16 protein-coding genes are annotated in these 13,610 nt (G+C 65.9%); 5 read left to right on the top strand and 11 right to left on the bottom strand.

All coding sequences use genetic code 11. The features are described from left to right. Window positions 1–7 precede the first annotated feature (7 nt). Window positions 8–847: an ATP-binding cassette domain-containing protein gene (locus ACVWYP_RS39995; RefSeq protein ID WP_028343481.1), complete on the top strand. Its 840-nt coding sequence runs from the start codon at window positions 8–10 to the stop codon at window positions 845–847. Between the two features lie 7 nt (window positions 848–854). Continuing rightward, window positions 855–1,445 (top strand): flavin reductase family protein, encoded by a 591-nt coding sequence (locus ACVWYP_RS39990; RefSeq protein WP_028343480.1) that lies wholly within the window; start codon window positions 855–857, stop codon window positions 1,443–1,445. A gap of 26 nt (window positions 1,446–1,471) precedes the next feature. Here the strand turns inward: ACVWYP_RS39990 and ACVWYP_RS39985 are convergent, their stop codons facing one another. Then, a complete protein-coding gene (locus ACVWYP_RS39985; protein WP_420915549.1) occupies window positions 1,472–1,768 on the bottom strand; it encodes a hypothetical protein in 297 nt (98 codons plus the stop codon). Between the two features lie 250 nt (window positions 1,769–2,018). On the opposite strand from ACVWYP_RS39985, the gene ACVWYP_RS39980 reads away from it, so the two are divergent. Then, complete coding sequence (locus ACVWYP_RS39980; protein WP_304497121.1) at window positions 2,019–2,174, top strand: hypothetical protein; 156 nt, start codon at window positions 2,019–2,021, stop codon at window positions 2,172–2,174. 577 nt (window positions 2,175–2,751) lie between these two features. Here ACVWYP_RS39980 and ACVWYP_RS39975 read toward each other — a convergent pair. From ACVWYP_RS39975 to ACVWYP_RS39930, 10 genes are all read right to left on the bottom strand, one after another. After that, entirely contained in the window at window positions 2,752–2,928 is a 177-nt protein-coding gene (locus ACVWYP_RS39975; protein ID WP_304497120.1) for a hypothetical protein, read from the bottom strand. A 177-nt stretch (window positions 2,929–3,105) separates the two neighbouring features. Further along, window positions 3,106–3,543, bottom strand: a complete 438-nt coding sequence (locus ACVWYP_RS39970; RefSeq protein WP_028343479.1) for a hypothetical protein — start codon at window positions 3,541–3,543, stop codon at window positions 3,106–3,108. A gap of 104 nt (window positions 3,544–3,647) precedes the next feature. Next, window positions 3,648–3,887 (bottom strand): cupin domain-containing protein, encoded by a 240-nt coding sequence (locus ACVWYP_RS39965; protein ID WP_304497119.1) that lies wholly within the window; start codon window positions 3,885–3,887, stop codon window positions 3,648–3,650. Window positions 3,888–3,941: 54 nt separating this feature from the next. After that, a complete protein-coding gene (flbD, locus tag ACVWYP_RS39960; RefSeq protein ID WP_304497118.1) occupies window positions 3,942–5,327 on the bottom strand; it encodes a sigma-54-dependent transcriptional regulator FlbD in 1,386 nt (461 codons plus the stop codon). 54 nt (window positions 5,328–5,381) lie between these two features. After that, a complete protein-coding gene (fliN, locus tag ACVWYP_RS39955) occupies window positions 5,382–5,732 on the bottom strand; it encodes a flagellar motor switch protein FliN (protein WP_016844340.1) in 351 nt (116 codons plus the stop codon). 20 nt (window positions 5,733–5,752) lie between these two features. Continuing rightward, entirely contained in the window at window positions 5,753–6,376 is a 624-nt protein-coding gene (locus ACVWYP_RS39950; RefSeq protein WP_304497117.1) for a FliH/SctL family protein, read from the bottom strand. Beyond that, the gene (gene fliG / locus ACVWYP_RS39945) at window positions 6,376–7,461 is read right to left on the bottom strand and encodes a flagellar motor switch protein FliG (protein WP_304497116.1); all 1,086 of its coding nucleotides are present in this window, start codon (window positions 7,459–7,461) and stop codon (window positions 6,376–6,378) included. The genes ACVWYP_RS39950 and fliG overlap by 1 nt, the downstream gene beginning before the upstream one ends. A gap of 1 nt (window position 7,462) precedes the next feature. Further along, window positions 7,463–9,091 carry a flagellar basal-body MS-ring/collar protein FliF gene (fliF, locus tag ACVWYP_RS39940; protein ID WP_168857544.1) on the bottom strand — a complete coding sequence of 543 codons (1,629 nt, stop codon included), beginning with the start codon at window positions 9,089–9,091 and terminating at the stop codon, window positions 7,463–7,465. A gap of 174 nt (window positions 9,092–9,265) precedes the next feature. After that, window positions 9,266–9,541 (bottom strand): CtrA inhibitor SciP, encoded by a 276-nt coding sequence (gene sciP, locus ACVWYP_RS39935; RefSeq protein ID WP_002714638.1) that lies wholly within the window; start codon window positions 9,539–9,541, stop codon window positions 9,266–9,268. Between the two features lie 174 nt (window positions 9,542–9,715). After that, a complete protein-coding gene (locus ACVWYP_RS39930) occupies window positions 9,716–10,576 on the bottom strand; it encodes a LysR substrate-binding domain-containing protein (RefSeq protein WP_304497115.1) in 861 nt (286 codons plus the stop codon). A gap of 102 nt (window positions 10,577–10,678) precedes the next feature. Here ACVWYP_RS39930 and mdcA point away from each other — a divergent pair, with 102 nt between their 5' ends. Further along, complete coding sequence (gene mdcA, locus ACVWYP_RS39925; protein WP_304497114.1) at window positions 10,679–12,310, top strand: malonate decarboxylase subunit alpha; 1,632 nt, start codon at window positions 10,679–10,681, stop codon at window positions 12,308–12,310. Window positions 12,311–12,322: 12 nt separating this feature from the next. Beyond that, a complete protein-coding gene (locus ACVWYP_RS39920) occupies window positions 12,323–13,582 on the top strand; it encodes a malonyl-CoA decarboxylase (RefSeq protein ID WP_304497113.1) in 1,260 nt (419 codons plus the stop codon). Window positions 13,583–13,610: the final 28 nt, after the last annotated feature.

Below are 13,610 nucleotides of genomic sequence, written 5' to 3'. Positions count from 1 at the left end.
AATGAGAATGCAAGAAGCGCTTCGTTTCGAGACCGCTGAAGCCGAGCCGGTCGACCGCACCGAGATCGTCGTGAAGGCGCGGCAGTTGCGGCGCGTGCCGGAAGGCGCGGCCCGCGGCCTGTCGCTGACCATCCGCGGCCTGCGCAAGGCGTTCGGCGACAATGAGGTGCTGCGCGGCATCGACCTGCACATACCGGCCGGCCAGTTCGTCGCGATCGTCGGCCGCAGCGGCTGCGGCAAGAGCACGCTGCTGCGCCTGATCGCCGGCCTCGACGCGCCGACGGCGGGAAGCATCGCGTTCGGCGAACAGCCCCGAGCGCAGGATGTCCGCGTCATGTTCCAGGAGCCGCGGCTGCTGCCCTGGGCGCGCGTGCTGTCCAATGTCGAGGTCGGGCTGGGGCGTGAGCGCTCGTCTGCTGATGCACAGGCGCGCGCCGAGCGCGCGCTGGTCGAGGTCGGCCTCGGCGACAAGCGCACCCAGTGGCCGTCGGTCCTCTCGGGCGGTCAGAAGCAGCGCGTGGCGCTGGCGCGGGCGCTGGTCAGCCAGCCGCGCGCGCTGGCGTTCGACGAACCGCTCGGCGCACTCGACGCGCTGACCCGGATATCGATGCAGCAATTGCTGGAGCGGGTCTGGCGCGACCAGGGCTTCACCGCGATCCTGGTGACGCATGACGTCGCCGAGGCGGTCGCGCTCGCCGACCGCGTGCTGGTCATCGAGGACGGCCGCATCGCCGAGGATGTCACGATCGACCTGCCGCGGCCGCGCCGGCGCGGGTCGGCCGAACTCGCCGCGCTGGAGGGCGAGATTCTGAAGCATCTGCTCGAGGGCAGCGAAGACAGTCTGTGAGGTCGCCATGAATTCCATCGTCCGCAATGTTTCGATCGAGCCCGCGGTTGCGGCCGCCGAATTCCGCGGCGCGATGCGTCACCTCACCGGCGGCGTCAGCGTGATCACGGCCGGTCGGGCTAAGGATATTTCGGGAATGACGGTGACCTCGGTGTCGTCGCTCTCGGTCGAGCCGCCGTCCCTGATCGTCAGCATCAACCGCGCGGCCTCGTCATGGCCGCTGATCGCGCGCCATGGCGTGTTCGGCGTCAACATCCTGGCCGCGGATCAGCGTGACATCGCCGAGCGCTTCACCGGCAAGGGCGGCCTGAAGGGCGCGGACCGCTTCACCGGGGCCGAGTGGACGACGCGCGCGTCAGGCGTCCCGCTGCTGGTCGGCGCGCTCGCCGCGGTTGATTGCGAGGTCGAGGAGACCATCGAACGGCATTCGCACGTGATCGTCATCGGCCGCGTGCTCGACGTGATCGCGTCGGAGCGTACCGCCGCGCTGGCGTATTGGCACGGCGAGTATGTCGCGATCGACCATGAGGAAGACGCCGCACGGCTGGCTGAGGTCAGCCTGCCGTCGCGTCATGTTCATGTGCGAGGGCCGCGCTAGCGCGCCGTGCTTATCCGGATCGGACTTTAGAAAACTGCGCTCAGCGATGCCGGGCTGTCGATGATCACATTGCTGCCGCGGACGCCAGCCCATACAGCCTGGACGGTTTGAGCTGCATTGGCCAGCGGAATGCCAACGACGAGCGTGGTCGGGATACGGCCAAAGCTCGACGGGGTCTCGTTATAGGTGAAGCTTGCGACGACCGGCGAGACCGTGCCGTTGACGGTGACGCCGAACACGCCGCCCGGAATATCGTTGCCCGTGGCGTAGGGATTCGGAACGTTAAGGGTGATGATCGCGGTGGTGCCGACGCCCTCCGGAATCGTCAGGCTGAGGCCTTGCATCGGCGTTAAAGTCGCGGAGGTCGTGGACAGGGTGCCGCTGGTCTGCGCATAAAGAGCCATATCACTCTCCAGTTGTCTAAAAATGAAAACGCAATAAGAGATTGAATAAGGCAACCTGCCGCAAGATTCAAGGGATGAACGGCGCCGAAGCCGGCGCGGCATGTTGGCCGTGGCGCTTTCCCAATCGGCGCATTAAATGGCGCGGATGTTTCGGAGAGGTGACCGTTCGATGAAGCGCGTGGGAACCTGGTTGTTCTATCTCGTCGGTGCGATCGCCGTCGCCTATCTCGCGCTCTATGCCTATGTGACGTTCACCGGTCGCGACGTCACGCCCGGCGATCCGATCCGGATCTTTCGCAAGCCCGACGCCCCAAGCTATTCGTGAGGCGCGGCAGGCCATGTACTCATAAATCGGTAGGGTAAGGGGACGACTGATGTCCGCTTGCCCGCCCATAGCAGCGGAATAGCGGACGTCGCCGGAGGTCGCAGACATGGCTCTAGCACATGGCCGGGCCAGATAACGGGCATCGCCTGAGACATTCGTCCAACTCAGACGGCAGCTCCTGCTAGCAAGAAAGCGCCGCCGAGCGCGACCATCACAAGTCCAGGCCAATTCGATTTGATGCCGAAACCGCTACCCGGTCTTTCAGGTTCCAGCGTGTCACGCCCCGAGCGAAGCCACCTTCCACCGCTGAATCGGCCTCGCCAGATTGGCTGATACGCCATCTGGAGCACGCCGCCGAAAACAAGGAGCACACCAAGCCATATGAGGGTCATGCTCTCCTCCTGCACCAGTGAACGCCAACAGGTTGCTCCGCCGGGAACCGCGGTCCGTTCAACGTCTGCCCGCTGCTCTCGGAATTAGAACGACCTTGAAAGCCGCCGGACGCGCCAGCGCGCTGCACGTAGGCTGGGGATCACGTTCTCCGAAGCTCAGGCTACGACAATCATAAGCATCCTGCTCAGTCTTCGTCCGGCTCGCGCACGACCGGCGGTTCGTCGGTTCGGTTCTCTTCGTCGTCTTGCTCTTCGCCCTCTTCGTCGTCATCAGGATCTCGGGGTGGCATCGTGTTGCCCATGATCGCGAAGACACGCCGGTCGAACCTGGTGGGAATTACCTCGGCGATTTGTAGGGTCATGTTGTTGCTCCTCGGATGTGACCCTGGGGCACTTTACCCCTTTTTCGGAGGGGCAGACACGGAATTGGCGGCCGGCGCGGTCGAGGTCCGGTTTATCCCTGTCAGACGACCCTGAGATAAGTCTTCGAGTTCGTCGGATTCGGGCCAAAACCGGACTAAGCCGTCCTCGACCGTCGACTATAGGCCGGCCTCACTTACCGCAGACCTTCGCAGTCCCCACAGCACCGTGACTGAAGCCAATACAATGGTCAGCCCGACAGAGATGAACCCAAGCGTCACAAGCGCTTCTCGCCATGGCCGACCGCTGTGACCGGCAGCGGTAATCGGCGAGAGCGCGGCCGTCCCAAAGATCGCCGCCAGGGTCGTGAAGGCCCGATTGCCATACGTGCCGTACAGCACTGTCCAATAAGTTATCGCTTTCTGGCGCGTCTGCAATTTCACTTCGGACCATATGGCGCCCAGCGCAATAACAAACGTGCCGTTCATGACACTTTCAAGATGTGCCGCAAGTCCCATGCGTTGGTTTTGAAAGCTCGCTTCAACGAAGCCGGTCAGCAAGCCAAGCAGAAAAAGGAACATCCCGCGCCAAAGCAGACGCCGCTTGCCATCTTCCATAAGGGGACCTCGCCGAAATTGAGAATACGCAGCAAAACTCGGTCAGCTGCGCAAGCACGGAGCATCGCGATCAAGAACGGAAGCTTCTAACTGTTTGCGGCGCCCTATTTGGATGGCTCCGCCTTGACGATGTCGGCGGTGACAAGGACGATGTCGTCCTTTCCATCATTCTTATGCCAATGCAACGTGGTCCCGGGCTCACCGGTCGTGTCCCCCGGGTGGAAGGTCTGCGAACTGCCATCATCGCGGGTAACTGTGTCCGCGCCCTGCAGGAAATAAACAACCGATGGTCGGTCCTTGTGGCTGTGCATGCCGATATGCCTGCCGGGCTCAATGGTGAGCACTCGCAGGCGCAATTGCCTTTAGTCGCGGCAGGAGCACCCTGCCGCTCGCGGTCCTCAGCCGGCGTTCGCCATGCGCTGATAGTCGGGCGCGCCATTGCCCGCCGGGGTGATCGGGATGCCGCCGTCGGCATATTCGTTCAGCTTGTTGCGCAGCGTGCGGATCGAGATGCCGAGGATGTTGGCGGCATGGGTGCGGTTGCCGAGGCAGTGCTTCAGCGTTTCCAGGATCAGGTCGCGCTCGACGTCGGCGACGGTGCGGCCGACCAGCGCGCGGGTGACCTGCTCGGCGGCAAGCGTCGCGTGCGCGACAGCGGGCGCGGTCTTGGCGAGGTCGAGCCGGTCGCCGTCGGGGGTCAGGATCGCCTCAGCGCCGATCTCGTCGCCCTGCGCCATCAGGACCGAGCGATGGATGGTGTTCTCGAGCTCGCGGACGTTGCCCTGCCAGCGGTTCGCGGTCAGGACGCGGCGGGCATCAGTCGAGATCGGACGCACCGGCATGCCGTTGGCCTCGGCATATTTCCTGGCGAAATGCTGCGCCAGCTCGAGGATGTCGGCCGGGCGGTCGCGCAGCGGCGGAATCTTCAGGTTGACGACGTTGAGGCGGAACAGCAGGTCCTCGCGGAAGGTGCCTTCGCGCACCGCCTCCGAGAGGTTGCGGTTCGAGGTCGCGATGATGCGGATGTCGACCGGGACCGGCCTGGTGCCGCCGACGCGATCGATCACGCGTTCCTGGATCGCGCGCAGCAGCTTGGACTGCAGCCGCACGTCCATCTCGGAGATTTCGTCGAGCAGCAGCGTGCCGCCGGTTGCTTCCTCGAACTTGCCGATGCGGCGCGCCACCGCGCCGGTGAAGGCGCCCTTCTCATGGCCGAACAGCTCGGATTCCAAGAGGTGCTCGGGGATCGCGGCGCAGTTGATCGAGATGAACGGCCGCTTGGCGCGGGCCGAGCGGGAATGGACGTAGCGCGCCAGCACTTCCTTGCCGGTGCCGGACTCGCCGGTGATCATGACGGAGGCGTCCGAGCCTGCGATCTGCTGCGCCAGCTTGATCACCCGGCCCATCGCCTCGTCGCGGTAGATCAAATCGCGCGCGTCGTTGGCGACCGCGGCCAGCACCGCTGCGATCAGCTCGGGATCCGGCGGCAGCGGGATGTATTCCTTGGCGCCGGCATGGATCGCGGCGACCGCGGCGCGGGCGTCGTTGGAGATGCCGCAGGCGACGATCGGCACGTGGATGTGCTCGGCGTCGAGCCGCATCACGAGGTCGCGGATGTCGAGACCGACGTCGACCAGCAGAAGGTCGGCGCCCTTGCCGCCGCGCAGCACGTTCATCGCCTGTTCGGCGGCCTCGGCGTGGGTCACGGAGGCGCCGTTGTCCATCGCGATCTTGGTCGCGGTCGTGAGCTGGCCCTTCAGGGTGCCAACGATGAGAAGCCGCATGATGATCTCCTGTTCGTCTGGTCGCGCAGGTCCCGCGCGCTACCGCCTGAGTTATTAAGAGCGTTCTGCCTTGATGATTTCGGTCATGGTCACGCCGAGCTTGTCTTCCACCAGCACCACTTCGCCACGCGCCACCAGGCGGTTGTTGACGTAGATGTCGATCGCCTCGCCGACGCGGCGGTCGAGTTCGAGCACGGTGCCCGGTCCGAGTTTCAGGAGGTCGCCGACGTCCATCTTGGAGCGGCCGAGCACCGCCGAGACCTGCACCGGCACGTCGAACACGGCCTCCAGATCGGCCGCGATGCGCGCGGCATGCTCATCCTCGTTGTAGCCGATGTCGTCGATCCCGGGCGCCTCGGCGGAGTTGAGATCGGGAAGCGGGACTTGGGTGTCGGTGTCGCTCATGGTTCAGCCCTCAATCGCCTTCAGCCGGCCTGGCCGCGGGACGCCAGATAGCGCCCGACGAGTTCGTTGATCTTGCCTTCGATCGCGGCGCGTTCCAGTACGACGCCGCCATCGGCCCATTCGATCCGGCAGTCGCCGGTCGCAATAGTCGGCTCGGCCAGGATCACCAGCCGGCCCTGAAAGCCGGAATGCGCCGCCATCCGCTCGATATTGTCGTGCGCCGCCTCGTAGAGCGCGTCATTGATGCGGACCACGAGATGCGGCGTCGCCACCAGATGCGAGAAGCAGTCGGAGACCAGCGCGGTGATCTCGCCGAGCGGCTCGCGCGCGATCAGCTCGGTGCAGAGCTTGCGGGCGACCGCCACCGCGACGTCCACGGCCTCGGTCTCCATCCGGGTCTCGATGCCGGCGAAGCGCGCCGCGATGCCCTTGATCGCGGTGCCGATCTCCTCCAGCGCCTGCGCGCCGCGGCGGTCGCTCTCGACCTTGGCCTCGCGCAGCGCGGCTTCATAGCCGGCGCGATAGGCCCGTGCCTCGGCGTCGGCGACCTTCTGTGCGACCTCGGCCGGCGTCGGCGCGCGTTCGCGCGCCCGGTCCGGCGCCGAGAAATCCGTGTCGAACAGGAATTTTGCGGGCGCGGCCATCAATACACCAGCTCGTCGTCGGCGCGGTTCTTGGTCAGCGTGATCTCGCCGCGGGCGGCGAGGTCCTTGGCGAGGTTGACCAGAAGCGCCTGTGCCTCGTCGACGTCGCGCAGCCGCACCGGGCCCATCGCGGCCATGTCGTCCATCAGCATCTTGCCGGCACGCGAGGACATGTTGCCGAGGAAGAAGCTTCGCACCTCCTCGTTGGCGCTCTTCAGCGCGACGCCGAGCTTGTCCTTGTCGATGTTGCGCATCAGCGTCTGGGCCGAGGCGGTATCGAGCTTGATCAAATCGTCGAAGGTGAACATCAGCGCCTTGATGCGCTCGGCGGATTCGCGGTTTTCCTCTTCCAGCGAGGTGATGAAGCGGGTCTCGGTCTGGCGGTCGAAATTGTTGAAGATCTCGGCCATCACCTCATGGGCGTCGCGGCGGCGGGTCTGCGACAGGTTCGACATGAATTCGGTGCGCAGTGTCTGCTCGACGCGCTCGATGACTTCCTTCTGCACCGCCTCCATCCGCAGCATGCGGCCGACCACGTCGAGCGCGATGTCCTCGGGCAGGATCGCGAGCACGCGCGCGGCGTGCTCCGGCTTCAGCTTCGACAGCACCACGGCGATGGTCTGCGGGTATTCGTTCTTGAGGTAGTTGGCGAGCACCTCTTCCTGCACGTTGGAGAGCTTCTCCCACATGTTGCGGCCGGCCGGGCCGCGGATCTCGTCCATGATGCCGGAGACGCGCTCGGCCGGCAGGTATTGCTGCAGCAGCCGCTCGGTGGCGTCGAAATTGCCCATCAGCGCGCCGGAGGCCGACATCCGCGAGACGAATTCCAGCATCAGGTCCTCGACCACGTCGGCCTCGACGGTACCGAGGGTCGACATGTGGACCGACAGCTCGCGGACTTCCTCGTCGTCGAGCATCGACCAGATCTTGCCGCCATACTGCTCGCCGAGCGCGAGCATCAGGATCGCCGCCCGCTTCGGGCCGGGCAGCGGCTTGCTCTTGGGCCGGGCGCTTTGCCGGTTCGCCAGCGTCGAGAGGACGGTGGCGATGTCGTTGGCGTTGGTGGTCTGGGGTACGGCGGCCATGTCAGTTCTCTACCGGCTCGCTCAGCCATTGACGGACGATGGAGACGGTTTCGTTCGGATTGCGTTCGGCGAGCTCGCCGACCCGGTGCACGGCCTGGGCATGGACCTGGCCCTGGATCTGGGCGACGTCGATCAATTGCGCCGCGCCGCTGCCGCTCGGGATCAGCGCCTGACCGGGCGTTGCGGCGCTCTCGGCATGGGCTTCCGCCAGCGCGGGCATGCCCGCGCCGGTCAGCGCCGGAATGACGTCGGCCGCGACGATGCGCTTGACCAGCGGACGGACCACCATGAACAGCACGACGAGGCCCAGCATCATCATGACGCCGAGCTCGATGACGTACATCACGTCATCCTTGGTGAATTGCAGCATGCCGAGCAGACCGGTCGGCTCGGCGATCGGCTGCGCGGCGGGCGGCTCGGCGAAGCGCAGGTTGACGACCTCGACCTGGTCGCCGCGCTTCTGGTCGAAGCCGATCGCGGAGCGGACCAAAGCGGCGATGCGGTCGAGCTGCTCCTTGGTGCGGTCCTGATAGACCAGCTCGCCCTTTTCGTTCTTGGAGTAGCTGCCGTCGACCAGCACTGCGACCGAGATGCGGTTGACGCGGCCGGCCTCGGTCACCTCGGTCTTGGTGGTGCGGGAAATCTCGTAATTGTTGGTTTCTTCGCTCTTCTTGCTCTGGTCGCGGGCGCGGGCGGCATTGTCCTGGTTCTGGCTGCCCGGCAGCTCGTTGGCGACGGTGACCTGGCCGGAATTGTCGGCGGTGAGGCTACTTTCCTCGCGGGTCTGGGTCGAGCGCAGCACGCGACCCTCGGGGTCGAACTTGTCCGAGGTCTGGGTGATCTTGTTGTAGTCGAAGTCGGCGGAGAGCTGGACGCGGGCGCGGCCGGCGCCGACCACCGAGGAGACGATGTCCTCGACCTGCTTGCGCATCCGCTTTTCGAAGGCGGCGCGGCGCTCGTCGCCAACCGCGGCGTCGGCATCGGACTGGGCGCCGTCGGCCAGCAGTTGGCCGGCTTCGTCGACGATCGAGACCCGCTGCGGCTTCAGCCCGTTGACCGCGGAGGCGACGACGTGGCGGATCGCCCGGATCTGCTGCGGCTCCAGCGCGCCGCGCACCCTGAGCACAATCGAGGCGGATGGTTCGGGCGTCTCGCGCGAGAACAGCGGCTTCTCCGGCAGCACGAGGTGGACGCGCGCGGCCTGGACGCGGTCGATGGCACGGATGGTGCGGGCGAGTTCGCCCTCCAGCGCCCGCAGATGATTGATGTTCTGGACGAAGCTCGTGGTGCCCAAGGCATCCGACTTGTCGAAGATCTCGTAGCCGACGCCGCCGCCCTTGGGCATGCCGCCCTCGGCGAGCTTCATCCTGAGCCGCGTCACCTTGTCCTTCGGCACCATGATCGCAGCGCCGTCATTGCGCAGCTCGAACGGGATCGCCTGGCGCTCCAGCTCCTTGATGATTCCAGAGGAATCCTCGGTCGACAGGTCGGTGAAGAGGGTGGTCATCTGTGGCGTCGTGACGCGCATGATGACGAAAGCGAAGAAGCCGATCAGGGCCGCGGTGACCGCAACCATGGCCGCGAGGCGGGCCGCACCAAGACCTCTCAGGAAAGCAACCAGACTTTGCACCAACGGCCCCCAGGGATTCGGCCCGCTCGGGTCCGACTGGGCAAATATTGCCTAGGGTATGGTTTCCATATGGTTAACGAAGGTTAAGGACCGCGGCAAAATCGCGGACATGAAAAAAACCGGCTTCGCAGGGCGAGGCCGGTTTTCGTCAAATGCCACAGGATCGGCGCCGAATTACTGCCGATATTGCTGGATGCGGGTGGTGCGCAGCCCGGCCAGACCGTGCTGGTCGATCGAGAACTGCCAGGAAAGGAATTCATCGACGGTCAATGTGTAGCGGCTGCAGGCCTCCTCGAGGGAGAGCAGGCCGCCGCGAACCGCAGCGACGACTTCGGCCTTGCGGCGGATGACCCACCGTTTGGTACCGGGGGCCGGCAAATCCGCAATCGTTAACGGGCTGCCGTCAGGCCCGATGACGTATTTCACCCTCGGGCGATGGGGTTCTGTCATGGCGTACTCACAAACTCTCAACCACTGAACTCGCAAGGGGTAAGCTACGCCTCCCGGTTTAAAATTTGCCTAAGCCCAAGCGTTCAATACGAATCTCGTTGGAACGGCCGGGAACAGGGGGGCTGCCCGCCGGCAGGCAGACCGGCGCGCGGCGCAGTTCGCGGTTCGGCGCGCTCAGATCGTGGGGCGCAGGGGACCGCGCGCCAGCGTCAGCAAGGCATCGGCGAGAGCTTCCGCGGCCTTGTCAGGCCGTCTTTTCTCGTAGATGGCGAATTCCAGATCGGGAAGCGGCGGCAGACCGTCGCCAATTCCGAGAATGCGCAGGCCGGTGGTGACCGCGCTGAGCGGCAGCGGGGTGACGGCAAGTCCCGCGACGGCGGCGGCGCGGACGCCGGTCAGGCTCGGGCTGGTATAGACGATCTCCCAGCCGAGCTCACCGTCGCGCAGCGCGGAGAGTGCGGCGTCGCGCGACACCGAGCGTTCGCGGTACAGCGCCAGCGGCAGCGGCGCGCCGGGAACGAGATCGAACGTTTCCGCCGCGGTCCACACCAGCGGCTCGCGCCACACCAGGCGGCCTTTCGACGTTCCGAGCGGCCGCTTGGCGAACACCAGATCGAGCCGGCCCGCATTGAGCTGCTCGATCAGTTCGGCGCTGACGCCGATCTGCACCTCGAGCTTGACCCCGCGATGCAGCGCGGCGAAGCGGCCCAGCGCCGACGGCAATGAGCCGCTGGCGACTTCCTCGACCACGCCGAGACGGACCGAGCCGGACAGCCGCGGCGCCACCAGCCGCTGCCGCGCCGCCTCCTCGAGCTGCAGCAAACGCCGCGCATCCCCGAGCAGCATCTCGCCTTCGTCGGTCAATGCGACACTGCGCGTCGTGCGCCGGAACAGCGGCCGCCGGGTCTCGAGCTCGAGCCGCTTGATCTGCTGGCTGATGGTCGACTGGGTCAGATGCAGTTGCTCGGCGGCGCGGTGGAAGCCGCCGCAATCGGCGACCGCGACGAAGGCCCGCAAGAGTTCGAGGTCGAGCATCGATTAATCCATGTTCGTAATCAATCATATTATAGAATATCGTTTCTGTTATCAATGCCGGCCGCCTACCCTCGCTTCAGTTGATCAAGCAAGGAGGCCATCATGTCGGAGACGACACAACGAACCGATCGCACGGCGCGCCTGGCGCGCGCGCGAGCTGTCTGCGGCACAAACGGAAAGATCTGTCCGCCCGACCGCGCGATCGAGCTGCTCGAGGCGGTCATCGCATCCGGCGACCGGGTGGCGCTCGAGGGCGACAACCAGAAGCAGGCGGATTTCCTCGCCGCGTGCCTCGCCGGGGTGGACCCGGCGCGGGTGCATGATCTGCACATGGTGCAGTCGGTGCTCGCGCTTTCCGATCATCTCGCGGTGTTCGAACGCGGCATCGCCAACCGCCTGGACTTCGCCTTTGCCGGCCCGCAGAGCCGCCGCCTCGCCGAGCTCGTCGCCGCCAAGGCGCTGCGGATCGGCGCGATCCATACCTATCTCGAGCTTTACGCGCGGATGCTGGTGGACCTGACGCCGCAGGTTGCGCTCATCGTTGCCGACAAGGCCGATCGCGACGGCAATCTGTACACCGGTCCGAACACCGAGGACACGCCGACCATCGCCGAGGCCGCGGCGTTCCGCGGTGGCGTCGTCGTGGCGCAGGTCAACGAAATCGTCGATCGCCTGCCGCGCGTCGACATCCCCGGCGACTGGGTCGATGTCGTGGTGCCCGGTCCGAAGCCGTATGCGATCGATCCGCTGTTCACGCGCGATCCCGCCAAGGTCAGGGACGAGAACGTCCTGATGGCGATGATGGCGATCTCGGCGGTGTACGAACCTTATCAGGTGACACGGCTCAATCACGGCATCGGCTATGCCACCGCGGCGATCGAGCTGATCCTGCCGACCTTTGCCGCCAAGCGCGGGCTGAAGGGCAAGGTCGCGCGGAATTTCGTACTCAACCCGCATCCGACGCTGATCCCCGCCATCGAAGCCGGCTTCGTCGACAACGTCTATTGCTTCGGCTCGGAGCTCGGCATGGAGCGCTATGTCGCCAGCCGTCCCGATGTGTTTCCGGTCGGCGCCGACGGCAATCTGCGCTCCAACCGCGCGCTGGCGCAGGTCGCCGGACAATATGCCTGCGATCTGTTCGTCGGTGGCACCTTGCAGATCGATCCGGAGGGCAACAGCTCGACCGCCACCAAGGGCCGCATCACCGGCTTCGGCGGTGCGCCGAACATGGGCGCCGATCCGCGCGGCCGGCGCCACGACAGCGTTGCCTGGCTGCGCGCCGGCGAGGAAGCAGGCGAGCGCCTGCGCGGCCGCAAGCTGGTGGTGCAGATGGTCCAGACCCGTCAACCGAACGGCGCGCCGAGCTTCGTCGAGCGCCTTGACGCGTTCGACCTCGCGGCCTCGGCCGGCTTCGCGCTGCCGCCCGTCATGATCCATGGCGACGACGTCACCCACGTGATCACCGAGCGCGGCGTCTGCAACCTGTTGCGTTGCCGCTCGCCGCAGGAGCGCGAGGCCGCCTTGCGCGCGGTCGCCGGCGACACCGAGTTCGGCCGGCGGCAGGACGCCGGGACGACCGACGGCCTGCGCCGCCGCGGCATCGTGATGCTGCCGTCCGATCTCGGCCTCGACGTCGCGACGGCGACGCGCGACTGGCTCGCCGCGAAATCGATCGACGACCTCGTCACCGCATCGGGCGGCCTCTACGCGCCGCCCGTCAAATTCCGCCGCTAGAAGGAGGCTTCCATGACCCACGCCGAGCACATCCCGAGCAGCCCACCGGCCTCGCTCGACCAAGCGAGGCAGCTCGCCGCGGCGCTGTTGTCCGAGCGCGGCGAAGCGTCGGGCGCCCTGATCGCGCGCCAATTGCAGCAGACCATGCGCGCGCTCGATGCCGACGGCCGGCACGGCTTTCAACGCTATCTGGCAAGCGCGTTTCAGCCCGACGCGGCGGCGCTGCAGGATGCGGCGAAGCGTTATCTTGCCGACGGCACCGCGGCGGCCGCAGCCGCTTTGGCCGACGCCGCCGATCCGCCGCGGCAGGAGGTGTTGCGGCGGATGAACATGGCGCCCGGCGGCACCGCGAGCCTGATTGCGATGCGCAGCGAGATCGCCAGCCGTCTTGGCTCCGAACCGGAGCTGAAGCTGCTCGATGCCGACCTCAAGCATCTGTTCGTCTCATGGTTCAACCGCGGCTTCCTCGAGCTTCGCCGCATCGACCGGCAGTCGCCGGCCGCCGTGCTCGAGAAGCTGATCGCCTATGAGGCGGTGCACGAGATCGAGGGCTGGGACGATCTGCGCCGCCGCCTTGCGCCCGACCGCCGCTGCTTTGCCTTCTTCCATCCCGCGCTGCCCGGCGAGCCGCTGATCTTCGTCGAGGTCGCGCTGGTGCAGGGATTGGCCACCGCCGTGCCGCCGCTGCTGGTGCAGGATGCGGATCAAGACAGCGCAGGCCTCAGGGCCGCGCATGCCGACACCGCGATCTTCTATTCGATCTCCAACTGTCAGGACGGGTTGCGCGGCGTGTCGTTCGGCAACTTCCTGATCAAGCAGGTGGTCGAGGAGCTGCAAACGGAATTCCCGCAGCTGAAGCGCTTCTCCACGCTGTCGCCGATACCGGGCTTCCGGCGCTGGCTCAGCCAGCAGCCGCAAGCCGGCGGCAATGAGGTCGCGATGCTGCGCGAGCTGGACCGCGAAGGCTGGTGGCACGACGTGGCGACCTGCGAGACCTGGCGTCCGGTCTTGATGCGGCTGTGCGCGCAATATCTCACGCGCTCGCCGGCGTCCGGGAATCGCATCGATCCGGTGGCGCGCTTCCATCTCGGCAACGGTGCCCGATTGGAGCGGATCAACTGGCTCGGCAACACGGCCGATCGTGCGATGGCGGAATCTTTCGGCATCATGGTCAACTATCTTTACGATCACGACAGCATCGAGCGTAACCACGAGGCCTTTGCGCGCGTAGGAGAGATTGTCCGTTCACCGCAGGTGGACGCGCTTCTCTGATTTTCAACTCACCATACAGACAACGGAG

It is taken from the genome of Bradyrhizobium sp. USDA 3262, from assembly GCF_054060035.1.
This window is presented reverse-complemented; position numbering and strand designations above follow the sequence as displayed.